This is a genomic window from Pseudomonadota bacterium (genome assembly GCA_022572885.1).
In the GTDB taxonomy this organism is placed as follows: Bacteria; Pseudomonadota; Gammaproteobacteria; order Steroidobacterales; family MnTg04; genus MnTg04.
In genome coordinates, this window is record JACZVC010000010.1 from 15,357 (window position 1) to 40,382 (window position 25,026).

Below are 25,026 nucleotides of genomic sequence, written 5' to 3' on the forward strand. Positions count from 1 at the left end.
TTAAATAAACTCCATGGCCGTTCGCCAGCAATCGCTAATCCTGCCGGAGCGGGAGCTTTACCAGCCCCCGGATGCCACCGTGCTGCTGTCACAGCATGCGCGACGCCCCCGGTTGTGGCTGGCTCTGCGGCTGCCGCAACTGCCCGTTGAGGTATTTTCAGCCACCGCTGGCCAGGCGCTGGCGGTGGTGGCAAGCAGTGCCGGCGGCCGGTGCGTGCAGTTTTGCAATCCCGCTGCCAGGCGACTGGGTCTGCGTCCGGGCCTGACCCCCGGCGCTGCCTTCGTGCTGGCGCCGGATCTGCATTTGCCGGAGCGCAGTCCATGGCGGGAGCAACAGCTTTTGCAGCGTCTGGCAGACTGGGCCGGCCAGTACACCTCGCTGGTCAGCCTGGAACCGCCGGATGGGCTGTTGCTTGAGATTCATGGCAGTTTGCGGCTGTTTGGCGGCTTGGGCAGGCTCTGGCAATTGCTGGAACAAGGCCTGGCCAGTCGTGGCCATCGGGTTGAAATGGCGGTTGCGCCGACGGCGCAGGCTGCCTTGTGGCTGGCCAGGGGTGCGCCGGGGAGCCAGGTTGAAAAGACCCATATGCTGACCGGTGTATTGAGTCGTTTGTCATTGCAGCGACTGAACTGGCCGCAGCGGGTGGTAAAGGCCCTGGATGAAATGGGGCTGCGCCAGCTCGGTGACTGTTTGCGCCTGCCGCGTGAAGGTTTTGCACGGCGCCTGGGCGCTGAACGCCTGGCTGAACTGGACCGGGCAGTGGGCCGGATACCGGAAGCCCGTACCGCGTGGGTATCGGCAAGCCGCTTCAGCTTGTCCGTCGATCTGCATACGGAGTGCCTGGACCGCGAGCGGTTGATGCGTGCCATACGGCCGCTGTTTGAGCAATTGCAGCGGTACCTGGTCGTCCGCCAGTCCGGTGTGCAACTGGTGGAGCTCAAACTTTGTCACCTGCGGGCGCGGGCAAGCCCGATCGTCCTGCGCCTGCTATCGCCCGCTTGCCAGGCGGCGCATTTTCAGGCTTTGCTCGGCGGCCATCTGGAGCGTATCGAATTGCCCGAACCGGTCGTGGCCCTGACTCTGCGGGCGGGTCGGTTGCAGCCGCTGGCGGCTGTCAGCGGCGATTTACTGGCCAGCCGCCAGCGCATGGGCGGCAACGGGCTGTCGGCAGGACGCCTGGTGGAATGTCTGCGGGCACGGCTGGGCCGGCGCGCCGTTTACGGGGTTGGCCTGCAAGCAGACTACCGCCCCGACCGGGCCTGGCGGCGGGTGGAACCGGTCACCAGCCACGTGAGCGGCCACCCTGTGCAACTCAGCCGGCCACTGTGGTTGCTGGAATCGCCGACACCCCTTCGCCAGCAACAAGGATGGCCGTGGCAGGAGGGCCGGTTGCGCATCGAGGCCGGGCCGGAGCGCATCGAAAGCGGCTGGTGGGATGGCGCCGATATCAGCCGCGATTATTACCTGGCGCGTAATGCGTATCAGCAATGGTTGTGGATATACCGTGAGCGCCGGGGCGCCCGCCGCTGGTATCTGCATGGCTTGTTTGCATGAAACTCCCGGACTATGCGGAATTACACTGCCTGAGTAATTACACTTTTCTGCGCGGAGCATCCCATCCCGGGGAACTGGTCCGGCGGGCAAAAGAGCTGGGTTACAGCGCGCTGGCGATCACTGACGAATGCTCGGTGGCCGGCGTCGTCCGCGCCCATGCGGCAGCCAGGGAGCATCGGCTGAAGCTGATCATCGGCAGTGAATTTCACCTCGACGACGGATTGCACCTGGTCGTCCTGGCCTGCACCCGCACCGGCTATGGCAGTTTGTGCCGGCTGATCAGCCAGGGTCGCCGGGCGGCGAAAAAAGGCAGCTATGAGCTGCAACGGCCAGCGCTGACCGGATTGCGCGATTGCCTGTTGATCTGGTTTCCCAAAACCCGGTCCGCTGAGAACCATGGCGCCTGGCTGTCGCGCCGGTTCCCCGGGAGGGTCTGGCTGGGGGTCGAATTGCTGGCGCATGGCCGGGACCGCCGGCAACTGGCCGCAGCGAGCGCACTTGGCGAAAAACTCGGGCTGCCGCTGGTGGCCTGTGGCGATGTGCACATGCACCGGCGCGGCAGACGCGCGCTGCAGGACACACTGACGGCAATCCGGCTGGGGACCACGGTTGCCGCGGCCGGGGATGCGTTGTACAGCAATGGCGAACGTCATCTGCGCTCCCGGGAAAGCCTGCTGCGTCTCTATCCGCGAGACCTGCTGGAGCAAAGCCGGCTGATCGCCGGGCTTTGTCATTTTTCGCTGGATGAGTTGCGCTACGAGTACCCGCGGGAACTGGTGCCGGTGGGTGAAACACCCGCCAGCTATCTGCGCCAGCTGACCGAAGCCGGGATGGCCTGGCGCTGGCCTGACGGTGTGCCGAAAGCGGTCGGGGAGCAGGTCGAGTGCGAGTTGAAATTGATCAGCGAGCTGGCCTACGAACCGTATTTTCTGACCGTTCACGACATCGTCAGTTTTGCCCGGCGCCGCGGCATTCTCTGCCAGGGACGAGGTTCGGCCGCCAATTCCGCCGTGTGTTTTTGCCTGGGCATCACCGAAGTCGATCCGGCGCGCATGTCGATGCTGTTCGAGCGTTTTATTTCGCGCGAGCGCGACGAACCACCGGATATTGATGTGGATTTTGAGCACCAGCGGCGCGAGGAAGTCATCCAGTACATTTACCGGCAATACACCCGCGAGCGGGCGGCGCTGACGGCCACCGTCATCAGTTACCGGCCACGCAGCGCAATGCGCGATGTCGGCAAGGCCCTGGGACTGAATCAGTTGCAGGTTGACCGTCTGGCACGGACCATGCAGTGGCGGGATCGCCGGGAGGTCCAGGATGAACGGGTCGTGGAGGCCGGGTTCGACCCGGCTAACCCTGCCGTGCATCGTTTGCTGACGCTGGTGCGCGAGTTGATTGGTTTTCCACGGCACCTTTCGCAGCATGTGGGTGGTTTCGTGATCTCGCAGGGTCCGCTGGCGGAACTGGTGCCGGTCGAAAATGCAGCCATGCCCGAGCGCACGGTGATCCAGTGGGACAAGGATGATCTCGATGAGCTGGGACTGCTCAAGGTGGATGTACTCGGCCTGGGCATGCTTTCCGCCATCAGGCGCTGTTTTGACCTGATCGAGAAATTTGGCGGTCGCCGCCTGATGCTGGCGACGGTACCGGCCGAAGACCCGCGGGTTTACGACATGATTTGCCGTGCCGATACCGTCGGTGTGTTTCAGATCGAATCGCGGGCGCAAATGGCAATGCTGCCGCGCCTCAAGCCAAGGAATTATTACGACCTGGTGATCGAGATTGCGCTGATTCGCCCCGGGCCGATACAAGGCGGCATGGTGCATCCCTATCTGCGCCGGCGGCGGGGCGAAGAAGCGGTGAATTATCCCAGCCCGGCGGTTCGCAAGGTGCTGGAGCGCACGCTGGGCGTACCCATTTTCCAGGAGCAGGTCATGCAACTGGCGGTTGTCGCGGCCGGCTTTACCCCGGGCGAGGCCGATCGTCTGCGCCGCGCCATGGCGGCCTGGAAGCGCAAGGGCGGTCTGGGGCCATTCGAGGAGCGCCTGGTCCGGGGGATGCAGGACCGGGGCTATACCACTGAATTCGCCCGGCAGATTTTTCAGCAGATACTGGGGTTTGGCGAATACGGGTTCCCCGAATCGCATGCCGCCAGTTTTGCGCTGTTGGTCTATGTCTCCGCCTGGCTGAAATACCATGAGCCTGCCGCGTTTACCTGCGCGCTGCTCAACAGTCAGCCGATGGGTTTTTATGCACCGGCACAACTGGTGCAGATGGCGCGCCGGCATGGTGTCGAAGTGAGGGCGGTCGATATTCGTTCCAGCGATTGGGATTGCGTACTGGAGCGCGGCCGGGGCGGTAGGCCCGCCCTGCGCCTGGGTCTGCGCCTGGTCAGGGGATTGTCAGCCGACGCGGGTGAACGCTTGATGGCGGAACGGCGGGAGCGGGCTTTTGTCTGTGTGCAGGACCTGGCGGAACGTAGCCAGCTGAGCCGGCGCGACCTGGCGGCGCTGGCTGCGGCCGATGCCCTGTATTCTGTCAGCGGCCACCGCCATCGCGCTCGCTGGGATGTGGCGGGCCTGGAGCCGCCTTCTCCATTGTTTCCCAAACCGCGTATTGCGGAAGGTTTGCCATTGCTGCCATCGCCGACGGCCGAGGAGGCGGTGGTTGCCGATTATCGTACCCTGGGCCTGAGTCTCAGGGCGCACCCGATCGCCTTGCTGCGACGCCAATTGCAGGAAGCCGGGTGGTTAAGCTGTGCCGAATTTAAAAAACTGCCCGATGGCGCACCGGCCGCGGTCGCCGGCCTGGTGATCACCCGCCAGCGACCGGGCAGCGCCAGCGGTGTTGTGTTCGTGACGCTGGAGGACGAAAGCGATTGCAGCAATGTCATCATCTGGCCGAAGCTGGTCGAGCGGCAACGCCGGGAAGTGCTGGAGGCGCGGTTGCTGGGTGTGCGGGGCAGGGTGCAGCGTGAGGGCGAGGTCTTGCACCTGATCGCCACCCGCCTGGAGGATCACAGTGAACTGCTGGGCAGTCTGCTCACCCGTTCACGCGATTTTCACTGAATAATCTGTTGCAGTTCGAAAATCGGTAACAGGATGGCGATCACAATGATAAAAACGAATATGGCCATCACGATAATCAGCGCAGGCTCCAGGATGCTCAGCATCGCCCCGATCAATGCGTCGAGTTCCCGCTCCTGGTTTTCGGCCGCGCGTTCGAGCATTTCGTCCAGTTTCCCGCTGGCTTCGCCGCTGGCGATCAGGTGTACGGTCATCGGCGGGAACAACCCGCGTGCCGCCAGCGATTGACTGATACTCGCGCCTTCGCGAACCCTCATCGTTGCTTCCTCGACCGCTTCCCACATCGGTAAATTGGCGATCACTGAGCCGGCGATGCGCATCGATTCCAATACCGGTACGCCGCTGCCCGAGAGGATACTCAGCGTGCGCGTAAAGCGCGCGTTATTGAAACCGCGAACCAATCGCGCCACCAGCGGCAGGCGCAACAGAAAACCATGGACCCGGCGCCGGGCGCTTTTCTGGCGTAGCCAGCGTTTGAACGCGAACACGCCGCCGGCGATAGCGGCCAGGCCCAGCAGCCCGTAGTCCCGAATCAGGTGACTGACAGTGATCAGGGCGGTCGTCAGGAATGGCAGTTTCTGGTTGCTGTCTTCGAAAATACCGACGATTTTCGGCACCACGAAAACCAGCATGCCGGTCACGATCATAATCGCCATGACCGATAGCACGATTGGATAAATCGCTGCAGAACTCAATTTCTGACGGAGTATCTGCCGGCTTTCGGTATAATCCGCCAGCCTTTCCAGCACCATATCCAGATGTCCGGACTGTTCACCGGCAGCGACCGTCGCCCGGTACATCTCGGGAAACGCCTGTGGGAAATCAGCCATGCCAACCGCCAGCGGGTGTCCTTCCATCAAGCGTGAGCGCACGCCCATCAGGATGCTGCTGACCCTGGATTTTTCGGTCTGCTGAGAGACGGCGCGCAGGGCTTCTTCCAGTGGCAGTCCCGCCCGCACCAGGGTCGCCAGTTGCCGGGTAAACAGGGCGAGGTCGCCGGCGCTGATGCCCTTGCGAAAACTCAGTTTGCGGCGCTTCTTTTCCTTCTCGACAACCTCGGTAACTTCCAGCGGGAGCAAGTGTCTTTCGCGCAACAGTTGCCGGACCTGCCGCGCATTGTCCCCTTCCAGCACTCCTTGCGCCTGCTTGCCGGTGGCATCGACCGCTTTGTAGTCAAAGGCGCCCATCGCGTATCAGGAATTCCTAGTCTTCACGGGTAACGCGCAACACTTCTTCGAGTGTGGTAATACCGGCGAGGACTTTGCTGCGCCCGTCGGCGCGGATACTGGCACTTTGCGATCTGGCGTGTTCTTCCAGCAGGTGTTCGCTGGCCCTTTCATGAATCATCGATTTCATCGTGTCGTCGATAACCACCAGCTCATAGATGCCGGTGCGGCCGCTGTAACCGGTCTGGTTGCATTGCGCGCAGGCGGCAGCCCGGTAGAGGGTCAGTTTTTCCCGCGGGGGAGCCTGGAGCAGCTTTTTTTCACTGGCATCGGCTGCATAGGGCTCGCGGCACGCGGTGCAGAGCAGGCGTACCAGGCGCTGGGCGACTGCGCCGATCAGGCTCGAGGCGAGCAGGAACGGCTCGATGCCCATGTCCCGCAAACGGGTAACGGCGCCGACTGCGGTATTGGTATGCAATGTCGACAAGACGAGATGACCGGTCAGGCTGGCTTGTACCGCTATCTCGGCGGTTTCCAGATCGCGTATCTCGCCGACCATGACCACATCCGGATCCTGGCGTAAAATCGCGCGCAAACCCCTGGCAAAGGTCATTTTTACTTTGTTGTTGACCTGGCTTTGACCGATGCCATCGATGTAATACTCGATCGGATCCTCAATCGTCATAATGTTCCGCGTGTTGTCGTTGATGCGCGCCAACGCGGCGTACAAGGTCGTGGTCTTGCCCGAGCCGGTGGGTCCGGTGACCAGCAAAATACCGTGTGGCCGATGAATGAGCTGGTCCACGGTTTTCCGGGTTGCGCTGTCCATGCCCAGGCTGCCGAGATCGAGTCGTCCCGCCTGCTTGTCCAGCAAGCGCAGCACCACCCGTTCGCCGTGCCCCGATGGCATGGTCGAGACCCGAACGTCAACGGCGCGGCCGGCAATACGCAGCGAGATGCGGCCGTCTTGTGGCAAACGCTTTTCAGCGATATCCAGTCGCGACATCACCTTGATCCGGGAAACCACCAACGGTGCGACCGCGCGGCGCGATCGCAGGACTTCGCGCAATACCCCGTCGACGCGCAAGCGAACCACCAGCCGGTTTTCATAGGGCTCAATGTGTATGTCAGAGGCATTGGCCTTGATCGCTTCGGTCAGCAGGGCGTTGATCAGCCGGATGATCGGCGCGTCGTCCTCGCTCTCCAGCAGATCGGACGGCTCAGGCAGCTGCTCCGCAACCGTGCTCAGATCCATGTCTTCATCGAACTCGCCAACCATTTGCATGGCCGAGTTACTCCCCGCTTCGTAAGTCTGTTGCAGCAGGCTATCGAAATTATCGCTGTCGACGCGCGTCAGATTCAGGGGAACCTGGAAATGCCTGCCCAGTTCAGCCAGCGTCAGCGGCGTTACATCCTGCCGGCAGACGGTGTCCAGCCGGCCGTCCTGGATTCCCCGAATCAGCACGCCATGGCGTTTGGCGAACGAAAAAGACAGCCTGGGTTGGCCGCTGTCGGCGATTGGGTTTTCTACCGGCCTGCTCTCAGGATCCGCCATCGCCTTCCTCATCTGCGGCGGCCGGCCGGGGGGCGTCACTGGCCGTTCCGCCAATGATGCGGCCGCTGCCGTCGATCGCGGGCAGGGTAGGTCTTTGCTCGCCAGGCATCATTTGTACCTGGCCCTGACGGAGCCCGCTGTCGAGCTGCAAATCGCGAATATAGTTGTACCTGGCGTTGGACTGCAGAACCGCCTGGGTGCCATCGCGCAGGATTGTCGGCCGGATGAAAACCATCAGATTGGTTTTTACCAGCTCGGTTTTCCTCGACCGGAACAAGGCGCCCAGTATTGGAATTCTACCGAGTATGGGAACGCGTTGTTCGGTTTCGATCAATAATTCTTCGATCAGGCCGCCAAGCACGATTATTCCGCCGTCTTCGACAATGACATTGGTACTGATGGTGCGTTTATTGGTCACCAGGTCAACGGCGCCTTCGGCCCCGCTAGAAATACTGGATTGTTCCTGCTCGACTTTCAGCAGTATTGCGCTGCCCTCGTTTATCTGTGGTGTGATGCGCAGTATGATGCCGACTTCCTGGCGCTGGATTGTCTGGAAGGGGTTGACGGAACCCGCGGCTGCACCGGTACCGACGAACTGGCCCGTGATAAAAGGCACTTCCTGGGCAACCTTGATCTCGGCCTCCATGTTGTCCACCGTCGTGATCGTCGGTTGCGACAATATGTTGGTCGATGCATCACCGGCGAGCGCTGTTAGCACGGCGGCCCAACTGGTCTTGTTCTCTCTGAATCGTCCGACTATGCCGGTTAGTCCATCGCCGACGAAATCACCAACGGTACCTTCACCACCATCCAGCGCGTCGACCGCGCCCGAGAGATTAAAACTATCGGAAAACTTTGACAACGCCGCTAAGTCACCGGTGTCACCAGGCGAGACTAGCCAGGACACCCCTAATTCATTGACCTTGCTCATTGACACTTCAACGATGATCGCATCGATCCGGACCTGCGCCCTGCGGATGTCCAGTTTATCGATGATCGCCATCAGGTTGCGCATTTCCTTTGCCGGCGCGGTAATGACCAGCGCGTTGGTCATCAGGTCTGCCCAGATGATTACCGGGGTGTTGCCGGAACCGCTCTGCGGCGCACCAGCTGCACCTTGCGCCTGGGTCGCCTGGATCTGCGCCTGCAATTTTCCCGCGAGTTCCTCGGCATCGGCGTTGAACAGGTAACGAACCCGCGTGTTGCCGCCTTCCGCCAGCGGCGTATCCAGGGAGACAATCAGGGTGCGCATCTTCAGCCGGTTCTTGCTGTCGCCGCCGATCAGCACGCTGTTGGTACGCTGGTCGGCGGCAATATTCGACCGCGCCCGGCCGGCATCGCGCCCTGCCGGCTGGCGGATGGAATTGATGATGGTCACGATCTCGATTGCCGATGCATGTTGCAGGGGAATAATCTCGATTTCGTCCTGGCCTTCCTGGTCGATGCGGGCGATGATCCGGGCAATACGCCGGACATTCGCAGCGCGGTCGGAAATGATCAGCATATTGGATTGCGGATAGGCCGCGAGGTGGCCGTACTGCGGAATCAGGGGCCGTAAAATCGGCACCAGTTGAGCCGCAACGACATTCTCAATCCGGATAACCCGGGTCACGATTTCATCGGGCCCATCGGTGCCCGAGGGTGCGCCGGGAACCTGTCGCGCATTGGCATCGGGCAGGATCTTGATGAAATTGCCGGATTGCACCGCAATGTATCCGTAAACCTGCAGCAATGACTGGAACGCATTGTAAAAGGCGTCCGAACTCATCGGGGTCTGCGAAATCATGGTGACGTTTTGCTGGTTGACGCGCGGATCGACAATGAAATTCTTGCCGGTGACCTCGGCGACTGCCTCGATGATCTGGCGGATATCGACGTCCCGGAAATTGGGTGTTATCGATGCTTGCTGCCCGATCGCTAATGGGCTGGCAAGCAGGCCGAGCACCAATGTAGTCAATACCTGTCTGCGCAGGTTACCGGCTTTGGTACAGTTTTTTTTCATCACTATTATCCATTTTTATCCGCCCGCAGCTCATCGACGCTGCGAGCCAGGCGGTAATTTTCTTATGGCAGAGCTTATCTGGTCGAGATCGATCGTAATGACTTCGGGGATGCCGTTGCGCTCAACCGTTACTGTCACCTGGCTGCCCTGGTCTATTCCGGCCAGCAGATTCGTACTTTGATCCGGGTCCGTCAACGGTACGCCGTTGATACTGGTGGCCAGATCCCCCGGGCGGAAACCCAGTTCCGCAAAGGCGCGTCGCTGCCTGCCCGGGTAAATTCGATATCCTTTGAGCCGGCCATCGGCGAAGTGCGGTTGCGGGCGGATTATCTCGCTCAGGGCGCCGCTATCGACGGCGCTTCGGAGCACCGTATTTCTACTCATATTTCTCAGGTTGCGCCGGCTGGTCGGCCGGTTGCGGGATCGTTCGTTCGCCGATATCTGGCTCGGTTCGGATAGCCTGAGCTCCTCCAGGCGGCCGCCGGTGCGTTGTAAAATGACCCGATGAGGCTCGACCAGGTAAAGCGTAGTGCCTGCGACGACCGGGTCGCCGATCGAATATACCTTTTCTTCGTTTCGGTACTCGATGATTGCCACGGCACGGTCGCGATCGCTGTCCCAAATTGTTCCTTTGAGAGTCAGGTCGAGCGTGGTCTCAGGAACATCGGAAACCAGGCCTGGGTCAGGGGTTTCAGGTACGTCATCCGTCACTGTGCCCTGAAAAGTACCAAACAGGCCCGCGTCCGTGATTATGGAAATATCTGTTTCGTGGGCAGCCTCGGCGGTGCCGGCCTCAGGTGAGGCAATCGGTTGCAACGGTTGCGAGGGATCGGTGATCAGCTGCAGTACCAAGATGGCGAGTTGCCAGGCCACCACGATAACCAACAAAAAAGAAGTCCATTGCGGCAGTTTGCCGCTAAGCCGGGATAGTACGCGGGCGGCTTCACTGCTGCCCATTACACCGGTTTTGCTTGCCAGTTGATTCATATAATTCGCAAGTCTAATTATTGGTATCGTGACCCAGGCCACAGAGTAACCGCGCCATAAGCGTTCATCATAAGTATGGGCTGTTCTATTGGAAAGTCCAAAAAGGCCTGTTTTGCAAGAATCGTGGTCATGCGGCTGCATGTCCACAAGCAGGATAATTATGCTATCTCGAGAGAAATGACGCGACCGGGGACTGATGTATAAACGGCTGCTAATACGCGTTTTGATCAGCTCAATGCTGTTTCTCCCCTTTTTGCTCCACAACCGGGGCGATATCCACATGGGATGGCTGGAGCGCCTGGAGCAACTGACTTACGACGCCAGGCTGGTTTTTACCGTGCCAAACACCATCGATGACCGAATCGTCATTGTGGATCTGGATGAAAAAAGCCTCCTGGAAGAAGGGCAATGGCCGTGGCCGAGAGACCGGGTTGCCCGGTTGGTGAACCGGTTGTTCGACGACTATCAGATCAATGTTCTTGGTTTCGATATTGTATTCGCCGAGCCAGACAATCGTAGCGGCCTACCGGTATTGGAACGATTGGCACAGAACGAACTGCGAAATGTCCCCCAGTTTCGCCAGGCGCTTGATAATTTGCGGCCGGTACTGGATACGGATAGCCTTTTTGCCAAAGCGCTTGCCAATCGGGCGACGGTACTGGGTTACGTATTTCGCCACCCAGGTGACGCGGGCGCAGGTGTTTCCTCGGGCATGTTGCCGCAGCCGTTGATACCGTCGGATCAGAACGACACCAATATCCCCTTCGCCGAGGCGATCGCATATACCGGCAATCTCGCGCTGCTGCAAACCAGCGCGGCCGGTGGGTTTTTCGAAAACGCGCTGGTTGACAAAGATGGGAAATATCGACGGGTTCCCCTGCTGCAAAAATACAATGGCAATCTCTATCCATCCCTTGCTTTCGCAGTGGCTCACCAGGCACTGGGCCGGCCAAAACTGGGTTTTGTATTTCAGCATGGCGCGGACGGGCCACGCGACGGCCTGGACCTCGAATGGCTGACGCTCGGCGACAAGAAAATCCCGGTTGGCGGAGACGTATCGGTTCTGGTTCCGTACCGGGGGCAGTTGGGCAGCTTCCCCTATGTCTCCGCGGCAGACGTATTGCATGGCCGGGCAGCGAAATATCCGTTGAAAGGGGCGATAGTCCTCGTGGGGACGAGCGCTGCCGGTCTCCATGACTTGCGAAATACGCCGCTGGGCAATCGATTTACCGGTGTCGAAATTCACGCCAACATTGTTTCCGGAATCCTGGACGAGACGATCAAGCATCATCCGCGCTACGTCCAGGGCATCGAGATTACGATTCTGTTTTTGCTCGCTATTCTGATGACCGCCGTGTTGCCCAGGGTCCCCGTCACGACAGCGACGCTGATGACGATATTGATAATGCTGCTGATTACCGTATTGAACCTGGTGGTCTGGGGCAAGGGCAATTTCGTGCTGCCGCTGGCATCCTTGCTGAGTTTCACGTTCCTGTTGTACTTCCTGCACATGATTTACGGCTATTTCGTGGAGGCAAGGGGCAGGCGAGAACTGTCGGGTTTGTTCGGCCAATATGTGCCGCCGGAGCTGGTTGCCGAAATGGGTAACAACCCTGGTGATTTTTCAATGGCAAGCGAGAGCAGGGAGATGACCGTGATGTTCGCCGATATCCGGAATTTTACCGGGATCGCCGAACAGCTTAGCCCGCCGGAAGTCAGCGAGCTTCTTAACGCTTTTCTGACACCGATGACGCGGGTGATCCAACGACATCGTGGCACGATCGACAAGTACATGGGTGACGCGATCATGGCCTTCTGGGGGGCTCCGGTCCGGGACCGGCAACATGCAAGAAACGCTTTGTTATCAGCGATCGAAATGCAAGGAGCGCTCAGCCAGCTGCAAATGGGGTTTGACCGCAGAGGCTGGCCGGAAATCAAGGTTGGTATCGGTCTGAATACCGGCGAAATGCGGGTCGGCAACATGGGTTCAAGTTTCCGGATGGCATACACCGTGATGGGTGATTCCGTGAACCTCGGCGCAAGGCTGGAAAACCTGACCAAGACCTATGGGGTAACCATCGCGGTGGGCGAGGCCACCTGCAAGGCGGTGCCGGATTTCGCCTTTCTCGAGCTGGACAGGGTTCAGGTCAAGGGCAGGGGCAATGCTCTCGCGATCTTCAGTCCGGTCGGGCCACGCAACGAAATGGGGCAGGAAATCAGGCAAATGCTGAAAAAGCATGCCATGGCCCTGCAGTATTACCGCGAGCGTGATTGGGATTCCGCCGAAAAGGAATTTTTCGGCCTGGCCCAGTCATTTCCCGAACGCAAGCTTTTTAGCCTTTATCTTGACCGGGTAACCTACTTCAGGGGCCATCCGCCCGCAGACGACTGGGACGGTATTTCGGTTATTCTGCACAAATAACGGCTCTGCGAGGCGGTGCCGGCGGGAGTCAAAAATTGTTGTCCAAAAGCGGACGCGGAAGAGGTAAAATCGAGAGATTCGGAGCGCAAAACGACAACATGACTGATTTTGAGGAAAACCACGAGCAAGGCCTGGCGGTCAAAGAAGCGCGACCAAAACTCAAGCGGCCGCCGATGTACAGGGTATTGTTGCTCAATGACGACTACACGCCGATGGATTTTGTCGTCGGCGTGCTGGAACGGTTTTTCTCGATGGACCGGGTCAAGGCCACGCGCGTCATGCTTGAAGTCCATACCGACGGGCAGGGCGCCTGTGGAGCTTTTACCTTTGAAATCGCGGAAACCAAGGTTGCCCAGGTCAATGCCTATTCGAGACAACAGCAGCATCCTTTGTTGTGCACCATGGAAGAAAGCTGACCATGCTTAGCAGGGAACTCGAACTTTGTCTGAACGACGCGTTTCGCGGCGCGCGCAACATGCGTCACGAATTCATGACCGTTGAGCATCTGCTGCTGGTCTTGCTAGATGAGTTAAGGGTCCGGGAGCTGCTGATATCCTGTGGCGCCGATATCAGCGGGCTGAAGAAAGACTTGCAATCCTTCGTCGGTGAGACGACGCCGTTGATCGAGGACGGCTCAGAAAGGGAAGTGCAACCGACCCTGGGTTTCCAGAGGGTGTTGCAAAGAGCGCTGTTCCACGTGCAGTCCTCCGGCAAGAAAGAAGTCACCACGCAAAACGTCCTGGTTGCGATTTTCTCCGAAAAGCAATCGCAAGCGCTTTATCTGCTCAATCAGCAGAGTATCGAACGCCTGGATGTCGTTAATTACCTGTCTCACGGCCTGGCGCCGATTGGAGATGACTCAACCGACAGTGTTGGCAGCGGCCAGGAAGATGCCGATATGGCTGCCAGTCCGCTTGGATTGTATGCCAGCAACCTGAACGAGATGGCAGAGGCCGGTCGCATCGATCCATTGATCGGACGCACGGATGAAATTCAGCGCACGATACAAATTCTTTGCCGTCGGCGGAAAAACAATCCGCTGTTTGTAGGCGATGCCGGTGTGGGCAAAACGGCGATGGCCGAAGGTCTGGCGAAACTCATCGTCGAGAAAAAGGTTCCCGATCTGCTGAGAAACACGACCATATATTCGCTGGACATGGGCGCCTTGGTGGCGGGCACCAAATACCGCGGAGATTTTGAGAAACGGCTCAAGGGCGTGTTTGCCGATCTGGAAAAGGATCCTTCGTCGGTGCTTTTTATTGATGAGATTCACACGATAATCGGCGCCGGCTCGACATCGGGAAGCGTCATGGATGCGTCGAATCTGATCAAACCGGTGCTGGCCAACGGTCGTCTGCGGTGTATCGGTTCGACAACCTATGAAGAGTTTCGGGGAATTTTTGAAAAGGACCATGCATTGGCAAGGCGCTTTCAAAAAGTCGACATTCCTGAACCTTCAGTGGCTGAAACAGTTGCGATCCTGAAAGGACTCAAGTCGCGGTTTGAGGAACATCATGGCGTAAAATACCCGGATTCAGCCTTGCAAGCGGCCGCCGAGCTATCGGCACGCCATATCAACGATCGCCGCCTGCCCGACAAGGCAATCGATGTCATCGATGAAGCGGGCGCCAATATTCGGTTACTCGAAGAAGAGCAAAGGCCGGATAAGGTTTCTGTCGAATTGATCGAGGATATTGTCGCGCGCATGGCGCGGATACCGCCGCGCAGCGTATCCGCTTCGGATCGTAACTTGCTCAAAAACCTGGAAAGGGATATGAAGCTGGTGATTTTCGGGCAGGATGCGGCGATCGGTTTGCTGGCCTCCGCGATAAAGATGGCCAGATCAGGCCTCGCTGATGAAACCCGGCCGGTAGGCAGTTTTCTTTTTTCAGGTCCCACAGGCGTTGGCAAAACGGAGGTTTCGCGGCAGCTGGCCCTGGCGCTCGGGATCGAATTGCTGCGTTTCGATATGTCTGAGTACATGGAACGACACACGGTTTCCCGCCTCATTGGCGCGCCGCCGGGGTACGTTGGCTACGACGAGGGCGGCCTGCTGACCGAGCAAGTAACCAAAACCCCGCATTGTGTTTTGCTGCTCGATGAAATTGAAAAGGCACACCCTGATGTGTTCAATATTTTGTTGCAGGTGATGGATCATGGCACGCTGACCGACAATAACGGCAGGCGCACGGATTTCAAGAATGCGATCCTGATCATGACAACGAACGCCGGCAGCGGAGAAATGAGCCGTGCCTCCATAGGTTTTACCGAACAGGATCATTCCAGCGATGGCATGAAGGCTATCCAGAAAATCTTTTCGCCCGAGTTCCGCAACCGGCTGGACGGCATTATCCAGTTCAAGGCACTGGATTCGGCAACCATCCAACTGGTGGCGGACAAACTGCTGCTCGAGCTGGAAGCACAACTTGAGCAGAAAAACGTCAGCCTGGATGTCGATCCGGGAGCCAGGGCCTGGGTTGCCCGGCATGGTTATGACGAAAAAATGGGCGCGCGACCCATGGCGCGCCTGATCCAGGAGAAAATAAAGCGCCCACTCGCCGAAGAACTGTTGTTTGGTGATTTGTCTGCCGGTGGCCATGTACAGGTAACCACCGATGCGAATGACCAGCTGGCCCTCAAGATCACGAAGGTCCTGGAACTCGACAAGGTTGAATAAGCGGGACGGGTCTCGATGTTAACCGACCCGGGTGTCATCGGGGCTAGCGGCTGCGGTAGATTATTCTTCCCTTGGAAAGATCGTAAGGCGTTAGTTCCACGGTAACGTTATCACCGGTCAGGATGCGAATATAATGCTTGCGCATTTTCCCGCTGATATGGGCTGTAACTACGTGGCCATTTTCCAGTTCGACCCGGAACATGGTGTTGGGTAAGGTCTCGGTGACCTTGCCTTCCATTTGTATGGCTTCTTCTTTTGGCATGTAGGTTCAATGTTTAGTTCAGGCCCGCGCATTTTGCGGAAACTACCAGTGCATTGCAAACAGAATCCTGTCAAACAGACGAATTATCCGGTCTCCGCCATTCATCGAATTGTGCACTGCTGCGGGCAATCGCAGGCCACGGTGGATGGGTCGGCGACTTCCCGGACCAGTTCCTGAGTTTTTCGAGGTACTGGCGCCGCGACATCGTCTGTGCGCCAAGACTTGCCAGGTGCGGCGTGTACATCTGGCAATCCATCAGTTCAAAGCCGGTTTCGCAAAGCAATCGGTCCAGGCAGGCCATCGCGACCTTCGATGCATTGTTGCGCCGGCTGAACATGGATTCTCCGCAAAACACGCGGCCCACTGCGACGCCGTATAGCCCCCCGATCAGGGTATGGTCTTCCCAGACTTCGATCGAATGGACATGGCCCAGGTTGTGGAGATCGAGATAGGCCAGGCACATGTCCAGGGTAATCCAGGTCTCGGCCCGGTCGTTGCGTGGCCCCATGCATCCATTGATTACCCCGGCACAATCCTGGTCCAGACTAAGCTGATAACGGCCGCTGCGAAGCAGGTGGCGAAGGCCGCGGCTGATGTGCATCCGGCCGACGGGTATTACTGCCCGCGGATCAGGCGACCACCAAAGTATCGGCTGGCCGTCCTGGTACCACGGGAAGATACCCTGCCGGTACGCGGCGAGCACGCGGTCAGGGGAGAGGTCACCGCCGGCGGCGAGCAGGCCGTTTGGTTCCGGTAGCGCTTGCTCCGGATCCGGGAACAGATCAACCGGATCATCAGAATCCAGCCAGACCAGCCCCTGTGCAACTCTTCCGGTCATCGTCGGCAACCATGAATCCGCAAGTTCGGCACAGGCATCAGGATTCCAGCGATTCCAGGTATTTTTCCGCGTCCAGCGCAGCCATGCAACCGAACCCGGACGATGTAACCGCCTGGCGATATACCTGATCGGCAACATCGCCAGCGGCAAAGACGCCCGCAATGCTGGCGGCGGTGGCATCCCCTTTCAAGCCTGAGCGAATCTGGATATAACCGTTTTCCATCTCGAGCTGGCCGGCAAAAAGACCGGTGTTCGGGTCGTAGCCAATGGCGATGAAAACACCATGCACCGGCAACTCCCGGGTATCTGAAGTATTTGCGGTGTTGCGCAGACGAACGCCGGTTACGCCCTTGTCATCGCCAAGTACCTCGTCAAGCGTTTGGTCCCAGGCAATGCTGACATTTCCATTTTCTCCGCATTTGGCAAACAGTTTGTCCTGCAACATTTTCTCTGCACGCAGTTTATCCCTGCGATGTACCAGGGTGACTTTCGACGCGATGTTGGACAGGTATATTGCTTCCTCAACTGCCGTGTTGCCGCCACCGATTACCACCACTTCCTGGCCGCGATAAAAGAACCCGTCACAAGTCGCACAGGCGGATACGCCACGACCTTTATATTTTTCCTCGGACTCCAGTCCCAGGTAGCGGGCACTGGCGCCGGTCGCAATGATCAGCGCATCGCAGCTATACAGCCCGCTGTCGCCGGTCAGCAGGAATGGCCGCCCGCCCAGCTCGGCCTTGTTGATATGATCGTTGATAATTTCGGTATCGAACCTTTGCGCGTGCCGAGCCATGCGGTCCATCAACTCGGGGCCTTGCAGCCCTTCGACGTCGCCTGGCCAGTTGTCTACATCGGTCGTCGTCATCAATTGGCCGCCTTGCTCCATGCCGGCAATCAGGACCGGGGCCAAATTAGCCCGCGCTGCGTAGACCGCGGCTGCATATCCAGCGGGGCCTGAACCCAGAATCAACAGACGGCTATGTCTGGTGTCGCTCATGTATAATTTCCTTTTATTCAAGTCATGCGGCACACGAGTCATCGGGCTTGAAGCCTGATAACATCCGGTTCCCGTCAGCAAAAGTCTGTGCTTGTCGCCGCCTGCGGGCGGTGACATCTGACCAGATCAAACGGGCGAGGGGACAATGGTAATTAACTGTGCGCTCGACAGCAAAAAGAAGGAGAAATCATGCGAATTGGTGTGCCCCGTGAATTGAAGCCGCTTGAAGGCCGGGTGGGCCTGATACCCGCGGCTTGCGCGGAACTCGTCCGGGCTGGCCACGAAGTGTATGTCGAGAAGAATGGCGGCATCAAAAGCGGTTACAGCGATGACCAGTTTAAGGCGGTTGGCGTCAAGATTATGGACACGGCTGAAGAGGTTTACGGAACCGCCGAGATAGTGGTCAAGGTCAAGGAACCCATCGCCGAAGACCTGAAGCACCTGCGGAAAGACCATTTGCTGTTTTGTTATCTGCACCTGGCCGCGCTCCCCGAGCTGACCCAGTCGTTGTGCGATATTGGCCTGACGGCAGTCGCGTTCGAGACCGTGGAGAATCAGCAGGGCGGGTTACCGCTGCTGGCGCCGATGAGCGATATCGCCGGCCGCTTGTCTATCCAGGTTGCAACCCATCTGTTGCACCAGCCGCAAGGCGGCAAGGGTATATTGCTCGGTGGCGTGCCGGCGGCCAAGCGAGGCAAGGTTGTGATCCTCGGTGGCGGAGTCGCTGGCGGCAATGCGGCCATCGTGGCGGCCGGTCTGGGCGCCGAGGTCGTGGTATTCGACATGGATCGGGACAAGCTGGTAAAGGCCCGCGCCATCGGGGCCAACGTGACCGGCCTTTATCCACATACTGAGGATGTTGCAAAGGCCGTAAAAAGCGCGGACATTGTTATCGGCGCCGTGCTGGTAACCGGTGCACGCGCGCCGCACGTCGTCAGCTCGGAGATGGTCAAATCCATGCAGCCGGGCAGTGTAGTCGTCGATATTTCGGTTGACCAGGGAGGCTGTATTGAAACAACCCGGCCGAGGACCTATGACGATCCGACGTACGTCTGGGAAGGCGTAACCCACTTTGCGGTGACCAATATGCCGGGCGCGGTGCCCAGGACTTCGTCGCAGGCACTGTCGGCGGCGATTGCGCCGTATGCCATGCGCCTGACATCGAGCGACTGGCGGCAGTCGGCAGATCTGCTGAAGGGCATCAATGTAGAGGACGGCAAAATCGTCCACCCGGCGCTGTTTAAGTAGATTAATAGCTATTATAATCATATACTTATTATGTTTTATTAACAAATAGGTTTAATCTTGATCGTAGGCAAGGGAAGCAAGCAGGATTCGCTCTTGAACAATTCGGTCCGCCGGGCGCTCAGGGAGGGCGCACTGTGGGTTTTCGGAATGCTGGCGATTATTTTCCTGGTTTCGTTGATCAGTTACAGCACGGCGGATCCGGGTTTTCGGGCGGCAAGCGGCGAATCGGTCGATAATGCGATAGGACCGGCCGGCGCCTGGCTGGCCGATTTTTTTCTGCTGTTGTTTGGCCGGCCCGCCTTCTTGTTTCCGGTCATGCTCGCCTACGCAGGTTTTCTGTTGTACCAGGCCCGAGACGACGCCGCCTTGCTCGACCAGTCCACATTGTGGTTCCGCGGACTGGGGTTTCTGGTCACGCTGGCGACCTCTTGCGGGCTCGCTTCCCTGCATTTCAGCAGCGCCGGCTTGCCGCATACCGGTGGCGGGATTCTTGGCGATGCGATTGGGCAAAGCCTGTCCGGTTTGCTGAGTTTCCTGGGTGCGACCTTGCTGTTATTGGCGGTATGGCTGGCCGGCGTGTCCCTTTTCCTTGGTATTTCATGGATTGCGGTCATGGACAGGGTGGGCCGTTTGACGCTGTGGGGTATCGAGTGGCTGTCCTTGAGATTGAAATTGCTTGGCGAGTACATTGCCGGCATGCGCGCGAAACAAAGCCGCAAAGAGCATGTCCGGGAGCAACAGCGAAAAGCCAAGAACAAAACGCCTCCCAGGATTGAACCGTTGTCTGCCAGGCCGGTGATCAGCGAAAGGGTTTATAGAGAGCGTCAGGTCCCGCTGTTCGATCCACCACCCACCACGGATCTGCCGCCGCTCGCATTGCTGGAAGATCCGCCGGAACACACCGGGAGCTATTCCAATGAAGCGCTGGAGGCAATGTCGCGCCTGGTCGAACTGAAACTCAAGGATTTTGGCGTTGAAGTCGATGTGGTGTCGGTACACCCGGGCCCGGTGGTTACCTTGTTCGAACTCAAGCCGGCCGTCGGCGTCAAGGTCAGTCAAATCAGCAGTCTCGCAAAAGACATTGCCAGGTCTCTGTCGGCGATCGCCGTGCGGGTGGTCGAAGTGATTCCGGGCAAGTCGGTAATCGGTTTGGAAATCCCCAATGAAACCAGGGAGTTGGTAACGCTGGGTGAGATTCTCAAGTCCGAGGCCTATGACCAGATGAAGTCGCCGGTTACCCTCGCGCTGGGCAAGGATATCGCCGGCAATCCGGTGGTTGCCGATCTCGCTCGCATGCCGCACCTGCTGATTGCGGGTACCACGGGTTCGGGAAAATCGGTTGCCATTAATGCCATGGTGCTGAGCATTCTTTACAAATCGAAGGCCGAACATGTGCGTCTGATCATGATCGATCCCAAGATGCTGGAGTTGTCGGTGTACGAGGGTATTCCACATTTGCTGTCACCGGTCGTTACCGATATGAATGAGGCGGCGAATGCGCTGCGCTGGTGTGTTGCCGAGATGGAAAGACGTTATCGTCTGATGGCGGCGGTGGGGGTGAGGAATCTCGGCGGTTTTAATCGCAAGGTTATCGATGCGATCAAAAAGAGAAACCCCATTCCCGACCCGCTGTTCGAGGCCGATCCGTTCTCGGAAGAGGAGCAGACGCCGCCAGTTCTCGAACCGTTGCCCTATATCGTGGTCGTGATCGATGAACTGGCCGACCTGATGATGGTTGTCGGCAAGAAAGTGGAAGAATTGATCGCCCGGCTGGCGCAAAAAGCGCGAGCTTCAGGCATCCACATGATCGTCGCCACGCAAAGGCCATCGGTCGATGTCATTACCGGCCTGATCAAGGCAAATATCCCGGCCCGGATCGCATTCCAGGTTTCGGCCAAGGTTGATTCCAGGACGATACTCGATCAGGGGGGCGCCGAAGCACTGCTTGGCCATGGCGATATGCTGTTCCTGCCGCCAGGGACATCAATCCCGACGCGGGTTCATGGCGCTTTTGTTGCCGACCAGGAAGTGCACCGGGTGGTAAAACACATGCGCAGCAGCGAGAAGCCGAATTATATTGATGAGATTCTTGTGGGTCCGAAGGGTCAAATACCGGGACTGAAGCTGGCCAATATCGGCGTCGATAGCGATGCGGAAATGGATCCGTTGTACGACGAGGCCGTGCGCATCGTAAGCGAAACCCGGAAAGCTTCGATTTCGGGTATCCAACGACGACTGAAGATCGGCTATAACCGTGCCGCGCGCATGGTCGAGGCGATGGAAGAGGCGGGCCTGGTGGGTGCGCTGCAATCGAACGGCATGCGCGAAGTACTGGTGCCGGAACCGCCAAAGGACTGAGCAATCAAGTGACATTAAAAACCCTTAGCGCGTTTTTCGCCATTGTGGTTATTGCCTGGATGGGCCCCGTCCAGACCCATGCACTCGAACCTGTCACCGAGGACACTGTCGAAAATTCCGAGCAGGCATGGCGTTTGCTCGATGCTTATCTGACCGGGGTTACGACGATGCGCGCCCAGTTTCGGCAGATTCTTCTCGATGAAAACCAGCAGATAGTGCAAAACGCCAGCGGAACACTGGTATTAAAAAGACCCGGGCAGTTTCGCTGGGATTACCAGGACCCGTATGAGCAACTGATTTTGTCGGATGGCACGCACCTGTGGCTGTATGACGCGGATCTGGAACAGGTCACCGTGAAAAGTCTCGATGTTTCACTGGCAAGCACGCCGGCAATGTTGCTGAGCGGTGATGCCAGTATGACCGATGGATTCAAACTGACGGAAGCCGGCCAATATGGCGAGGTGTTCTGGATGACGCTGGTGCCGCGCAATCAGGAGACAGATTTCCGGAATATTTCACTGGGGTTTGTCGATGGACAGTTGCAGTTAATGGAGCTTGAAGACTCTCTTGATCAGGTGACCCGCATCATCTTGCGGGAGGTGGAGAGAAACCCGGTATTGGCCGATGACACCTTTAGCTTCGTGCCGCCTGCAGGCTCAGATATTATTGGCGAAATGCCGGTCGCCGCTGAGAATGATCAGTGACCTCGGCGGGCGCGCAGCAACTCAAGTACATGCGATTTTGGCTGGGCGGCGGCTGGCTCCTGGTTTTTGTGGCGATGGTCATGAGCGTGCTGCCAGGGTTGCCGACATTTACCGTGCTATACAGCGACAAGATTTTTCACGCAAGCACCTACTTTATACTCATGATCTGGTTTTCAGGAATATACCTGCCGTCTCGATTCTGGTTGATCGCGCTCGCGCTCGCGCTGCTCGGGGTGGTGCTGGAATTCTTGCAAACCCTGTTTCCCTATCGCTTTTTTGACTCGTGGGATATTGCTGCCAATATGTCTGGCGTGGCGATTGCCTGGCTGGTCGCAGTGAATGGCATGGCTAACTGGTGTCAGCTGATAGAACGGCGAATTGACGGGTCCGGGAACAACACCGGCTCCTGATGCAGGTACAGGCTGAAAAGCGTATTCCATTCCGGCCATTGGCCGATCGCATGCGGCCGCGCTCGATCGATGAGTTCCATGGTCAGCTTCACTTGCTCGGCGACAACAAGCCGTTAGCCAGCCTGTTCGCAGGAAAATCACTCCACAGCATGATTTTGTGGGGACCGCCGGGAACCGGGAAAACCACGCTTGCACGCATGCTGGCCGAGCAATGTGATGTCAATTTTGTTGCCCTGTCCGCGGTCATGGCTGGCGTCAAGGACATACGCCAGGCGGTCGAGCAGGCACGATTCCAGCGGGACCATGCGAACCGGGACACGCTTCTTTTCCTTGACGAAGTCCATCGCTTTAACAAATCTCAGCAGGACGCATTCTTGCCGTTCGTCGAGGACGGCACTTTGATCTTTATCGGTGCAACCACAGAGAACCCGTCCTTTGAGCTCAATAACGCGTTGCTGTCGCGCGCGCGTACCTATGTTTTGAAACCACTCGACGTTGAAGCCTTGCTGGCGATTGCCCGTGACGCACTGCAAGATTCAGAGCGAGGACTGGGTAAGCAGAAGCTTTCACTCAGCGAGGAAATAGCCGGCTTGTTGGTGCGAGCGGCAGATGGCGACGCGAGGCGATTACTGACGATGCTTGAGATTGCCGCTGACCTGGTGGGCCGCAACGGCGTGATCTCGGAGGAAATTATTCGGGAGCTGGCGACCGACAGCATACGGCGCTTCGACAAACGCGGTGATGAATTCTACGACCAGATTTCAGCGTTGCACAAATCGGTACGCGGAAGCGATCCTGATGCGGCGCTGTACTGGCTGGTGAGGATGCTGGATGGCGGCTGCGATCCTTTGTATGTCGCACGGCGCGTTTTACGCATGGCCAGCGAAGACATAGGAAACGCAGATCCCAGGGCGCTGACGCTGGCGTTGCAGGCCTGGGATGTCTATCAGAGGTTGGGCAGCCCGGAGGGGGAACTGGCCATTGCCCAGGCAGTGGTCTACATGGCATGCGCGGCCAAAAGCAACGCCGTCTACCGGGCCTTCAAGAGCGCGCAAAAAGAAATTGCCAGGGGGGGTAGTCTGCCGGTGCCGATGCATTTGCGTAATTCGCCAACCCGGCTAATGAAAGAACTGGGGCACGGTGAAGGGTACCGATATTCCCACGACGAGGCAGATGCATTTGCCGCAGGCGAGAATTATTTTCCGGAGGAAATGCAGCCACAAAGGTATTATCATCCCGTGCCGCGCGGGCTGGAAATTCGTATTGGGGAAAAACTTGCGGATCTTAGACGAAAAAATCGCGACAAAAAGGATCGCTGAGTTCGCAAATATTTCCTGCGGGGAGCGTGGATTCGCTCGATGATGAATATGGTGCTCAGCCTGGTTCTTTATGTCGGTGCCGCGGGACTGGGTGTGTGGCTGGGTCGATCCGCGGCCTGACGCCGGGGCAGGGGAGTCTTCGATGCTGGATGCAAAACTGTTACGACGCGATCCGAAACTGGTGGCGGACAATTTGGCGCGACGTGGCTATAACCTGGATACCGCGGCACTGGAAGCGCTGGAAAGTCGAAGGAAATCCGCACAGCAACAGGTGGAGGAATTGCGCAACAAGCGTAACACGGCATCGAAAGCTATCGGTCAGGCGAAAGCGAAAGGCGAGAATGCGGATGCATTGCTCGCCGGCGTAAAAAGCCTTGGCGATGAACTCGACCAGGCGGAAGCCCAAATGAAGGCCGTCAAATACGACCTGGACGAACTGATGCTGGGGATGCCGAACCTGCTTGACGAAAGCGTTCCCGATGGCGATAACGAATCGGCAAACGATGAAATTCGTCGCTGGGGCGAGCCCGCTAAATTTTCTTTTGGGGTCAAGGATCATGTCGATCTTGGCGCCGGACTGGGCATGCTCGATTTCGAAAAAGCGGCGAAAATTTCCGGGTCGCGTTTCACGGTTATCAGCGGGATGCTGGCGCGCATGCACCGGGCGCTGATTCAGTTCATGATGGATCTGCATACCACCGAGAACGGCTACTGCGAATACTATGTCCCTTACCTGGTCAACCGTGAGTCGCTGACCGGGACCTCCCAGTTGCCAAAATTTGCCGATGACCTGTTTGCTGCCGGCGACAGCGGGCTGTACATGATACCGACAGCGGAAGTGCCGCTGGTCAACCTGGTCAGTAACGAGATCACCGACGGTGATGCTCTGCCGCTGAAGTTTGTGGCGCACACTCCGTGTTTTCGTTCGGAGGCGGGTTCTTATGGCAAGGATACCCGCGGCATGATCCGGCAACACCAGTTCGAGAAAGTCGAAATGGTCCAAATCGTGTCAGCCAGCAAATCATATGCGGCGCTGGAAGAATTGACCGGGCACGCCGAGCTCGTTTTGCAAAAATTAAAACTACCCTATCGGGTGGTCAGCCTGTGCTCCGGTGATATCGGTTTTGCTGCCGCCAAGACCTACGATATCGAGGTCTGGCTGCCGGGACAGGACCGGTACCGGGAAATTTCATCGTGCAGCAATTGCCTGGATTTCCAGGCCAGGCGAATGGGTGCGCGCTGGCGCAATCCGGGAACCGGCAAACCGGAGTTAGTTCACACACTGAATGCTTCTGGCGTTGCAGTGGGCCGGGCGCTGGTTGCCGTCATGGAAAATTATCAAAGAGAAGACGGTGGGATCATTGTGCCCGATGTATTGCAATCATACATGGGTGGATTGGAGCGCATCGAGCCACCGGCCTAAGCGAACAAATT

The 25,026-nt window shown here is 58.1% G+C and carries 18 protein-coding genes; 11 read left to right on the forward strand and 7 right to left on the reverse strand.

Features of this window, described 5'->3' with window-relative positions:
- Positions 1 to 13 precede the first annotated feature (13 nt).
- Positions 14 to 1,555 (forward strand): DNA polymerase Y family protein, encoded by a 1,542-nt coding sequence (locus IIA05_05310; GenBank protein MCH9026522.1) that lies wholly within the window; start codon positions 14 to 16, stop codon positions 1,553 to 1,555.
- Positions 1,552 to 4,626 (forward strand): error-prone DNA polymerase, encoded by a 3,075-nt coding sequence (locus IIA05_05315; GenBank protein MCH9026523.1) that lies wholly within the window; start codon positions 1,552 to 1,554, stop codon positions 4,624 to 4,626. Before IIA05_05310 ends, IIA05_05315 begins: the two co-directional genes overlap by 4 nt.
- On the opposite strand, the gene gspF is transcribed toward IIA05_05315, so the two are convergent.
- The 4 genes from gspF to gspC are packed head-to-tail and all read right to left on the reverse strand — an operon-like array spanning position 4,620 to position 10,354.
- Positions 4,620 to 5,831 carry a type II secretion system inner membrane protein GspF gene (gene gspF, locus IIA05_05320; GenBank protein ID MCH9026524.1) on the reverse strand — a complete coding sequence of 404 codons (1,212 nt, stop codon included), beginning with the start codon at positions 5,829 to 5,831 and terminating at the stop codon, positions 4,620 to 4,622. The genes IIA05_05315 and gspF overlap by 7 nt on opposite strands.
- A gap of 16 nt (positions 5,832 to 5,847) precedes the next feature.
- Positions 5,848 to 7,365, reverse strand: coding sequence for a type II secretion system ATPase GspE (gspE, locus tag IIA05_05325; GenBank protein MCH9026525.1), 1,518 nt, complete (start codon positions 7,363 to 7,365; stop codon positions 5,848 to 5,850).
- On the reverse strand, positions 7,352 to 9,367 hold the full coding sequence (gspD, locus tag IIA05_05330; GenBank protein MCH9026526.1) for a type II secretion system secretin GspD: 2,016 nt from the start codon (positions 9,365 to 9,367) through the stop codon (positions 7,352 to 7,354). The genes gspE and gspD overlap by 14 nt, the downstream gene beginning before the upstream one ends.
- Before the next feature lie 30 nt (positions 9,368 to 9,397).
- Positions 9,398 to 10,354 carry a type II secretion system protein GspC gene (gene gspC / locus IIA05_05335; GenBank protein ID MCH9026527.1) on the reverse strand — a complete coding sequence of 319 codons (957 nt, stop codon included), beginning with the start codon at positions 10,352 to 10,354 and terminating at the stop codon, positions 9,398 to 9,400.
- A 196-nt stretch (positions 10,355 to 10,550) separates the two neighbouring features.
- Here gspC and IIA05_05340 point away from each other — a divergent pair, with 196 nt between their 5' ends.
- From IIA05_05340 to clpA, 3 genes are all read left to right on the forward strand, one after another.
- Complete coding sequence (locus tag IIA05_05340) at positions 10,551 to 12,776, forward strand: adenylate/guanylate cyclase domain-containing protein (GenBank protein ID MCH9026528.1); 2,226 nt, start codon at positions 10,551 to 10,553, stop codon at positions 12,774 to 12,776.
- Positions 12,777 to 12,874: 98 nt separating this feature from the next.
- Positions 12,875 to 13,192 (forward strand): ATP-dependent Clp protease adapter ClpS, encoded by a 318-nt coding sequence (gene clpS / locus IIA05_05345; protein ID MCH9026529.1) that lies wholly within the window; start codon positions 12,875 to 12,877, stop codon positions 13,190 to 13,192.
- Between the two features lie 2 nt (positions 13,193 to 13,194).
- Positions 13,195 to 15,453, forward strand: a complete 2,259-nt coding sequence (gene clpA, locus IIA05_05350; GenBank protein MCH9026530.1) for an ATP-dependent Clp protease ATP-binding subunit ClpA — start codon at positions 13,195 to 13,197, stop codon at positions 15,451 to 15,453.
- Between the two features lie 43 nt (positions 15,454 to 15,496).
- On the opposite strand, the gene infA is transcribed toward clpA, so the two are convergent.
- The 3 genes from infA to trxB all read right to left on the reverse strand — a co-directional run bounded on the left by infA (position 15,497) and on the right by trxB (position 17,553).
- A complete protein-coding gene (gene infA / locus IIA05_05355; protein MCH9026531.1) occupies positions 15,497 to 15,715 on the reverse strand; it encodes a translation initiation factor IF-1 in 219 nt (72 codons plus the stop codon).
- A gap of 70 nt (positions 15,716 to 15,785) precedes the next feature.
- The gene (locus tag IIA05_05360) at positions 15,786 to 16,553 is read right to left on the reverse strand and encodes a leucyl/phenylalanyl-tRNA--protein transferase (GenBank protein MCH9026532.1); all 768 of its coding nucleotides are present in this window, start codon (positions 16,551 to 16,553) and stop codon (positions 15,786 to 15,788) included.
- A gap of 37 nt (positions 16,554 to 16,590) precedes the next feature.
- On the reverse strand, positions 16,591 to 17,553 hold the full coding sequence (trxB, locus tag IIA05_05365) for a thioredoxin-disulfide reductase (protein ID MCH9026533.1): 963 nt from the start codon (positions 17,551 to 17,553) through the stop codon (positions 16,591 to 16,593).
- 189 nt (positions 17,554 to 17,742) lie between these two features.
- Between trxB and ald the strand changes: the two genes are divergently transcribed.
- The 6 genes from ald (at position 17,743) to serS (ending at position 25,015) form a co-directional block, all read left to right on the forward strand.
- Complete coding sequence (ald, locus tag IIA05_05370; GenBank protein ID MCH9026534.1) at positions 17,743 to 18,801, forward strand: alanine dehydrogenase; 1,059 nt, start codon at positions 17,743 to 17,745, stop codon at positions 18,799 to 18,801.
- A gap of 147 nt (positions 18,802 to 18,948) precedes the next feature.
- Positions 18,949 to 21,159 carry a DNA translocase FtsK 4TM domain-containing protein gene (locus IIA05_05375; GenBank protein MCH9026535.1) on the forward strand — a complete coding sequence of 737 codons (2,211 nt, stop codon included), beginning with the start codon at positions 18,949 to 18,951 and terminating at the stop codon, positions 21,157 to 21,159.
- An 8-nt stretch (positions 21,160 to 21,167) separates the two neighbouring features.
- The gene (gene lolA / locus IIA05_05380; protein MCH9026536.1) at positions 21,168 to 21,863 is read left to right on the forward strand and encodes an outer membrane lipoprotein chaperone LolA; all 696 of its coding nucleotides are present in this window, start codon (positions 21,168 to 21,170) and stop codon (positions 21,861 to 21,863) included.
- Between the two features lie 29 nt (positions 21,864 to 21,892).
- Complete coding sequence (gene vanZ, locus IIA05_05385) at positions 21,893 to 22,273, forward strand: VanZ family protein (GenBank protein ID MCH9026537.1); 381 nt, start codon at positions 21,893 to 21,895, stop codon at positions 22,271 to 22,273.
- Positions 22,273 to 23,592, forward strand: coding sequence for a replication-associated recombination protein A (locus IIA05_05390; GenBank protein ID MCH9026538.1), 1,320 nt, complete (start codon positions 22,273 to 22,275; stop codon positions 23,590 to 23,592). Before vanZ ends, IIA05_05390 begins: the two co-directional genes overlap by 1 nt.
- Positions 23,593 to 23,734: 142 nt before the next feature.
- Positions 23,735 to 25,015, forward strand: a complete 1,281-nt coding sequence (serS, locus tag IIA05_05395) for a serine--tRNA ligase (protein ID MCH9026539.1) — start codon at positions 23,735 to 23,737, stop codon at positions 25,013 to 25,015.
- Positions 25,016 to 25,026: the final 11 nt, after the last annotated feature.

Coding starts and splice junctions, on each gene's coding strand:
- IIA05_05310 (MCH9026522.1), top strand. CDS start 14: ATGGCCGTTCGCCAGCAATCGCTAATCCTGCCGGAGCGGGAGCTTTAC.
- IIA05_05315 (MCH9026523.1), top strand. CDS start 1,552: ATGAAACTCCCGGACTATGCGGAATTACACTGCCTGAGTAATTACACT.
- gspF (MCH9026524.1), bottom strand. CDS start 5,831: ATGGGCGCCTTTGACTACAAAGCGGTCGATGCCACCGGCAAGCAGGCG.
- gspE (MCH9026525.1), bottom strand. CDS start 7,365: ATGGCGGATCCTGAGAGCAGGCCGGTAGAAAACCCAATCGCCGACAGC.
- gspD (MCH9026526.1), bottom strand. CDS start 9,367: ATGAAAAAAAACTGTACCAAAGCCGGTAACCTGCGCAGACAGGTATTG.
- gspC (MCH9026527.1), bottom strand. CDS start 10,354: ATGAATCAACTGGCAAGCAAAACCGGTGTAATGGGCAGCAGTGAAGCC.
- IIA05_05340 (MCH9026528.1), top strand. CDS start 10,551: ATGTATAAACGGCTGCTAATACGCGTTTTGATCAGCTCAATGCTGTTT.
- clpS (MCH9026529.1), top strand. CDS start 12,875: ATGACTGATTTTGAGGAAAACCACGAGCAAGGCCTGGCGGTCAAAGAA.
- clpA (MCH9026530.1), top strand. CDS start 13,195: ATGCTTAGCAGGGAACTCGAACTTTGTCTGAACGACGCGTTTCGCGGC.
- infA (MCH9026531.1), bottom strand. CDS start 15,715: ATGCCAAAAGAAGAAGCCATACAAATGGAAGGCAAGGTCACCGAGACC.
- IIA05_05360 (MCH9026532.1), bottom strand. CDS start 16,553: ATGACCGGAAGAGTTGCACAGGGGCTGGTCTGGCTGGATTCTGATGAT.
- trxB (MCH9026533.1), bottom strand. CDS start 17,553: ATGAGCGACACCAGACATAGCCGTCTGTTGATTCTGGGTTCAGGCCCC.
- ald (MCH9026534.1), top strand. CDS start 17,743: ATGCGAATTGGTGTGCCCCGTGAATTGAAGCCGCTTGAAGGCCGGGTG.
- IIA05_05375 (MCH9026535.1), top strand. CDS start 18,949: ATGCTGGCGATTATTTTCCTGGTTTCGTTGATCAGTTACAGCACGGCG.
- vanZ (MCH9026537.1), top strand. CDS start 21,893: ATGCGATTTTGGCTGGGCGGCGGCTGGCTCCTGGTTTTTGTGGCGATG.
- IIA05_05390 (MCH9026538.1), top strand. CDS start 22,273: ATGCAGGTACAGGCTGAAAAGCGTATTCCATTCCGGCCATTGGCCGAT.
- serS (MCH9026539.1), top strand. CDS start 23,735: ATGCTGGATGCAAAACTGTTACGACGCGATCCGAAACTGGTGGCGGAC.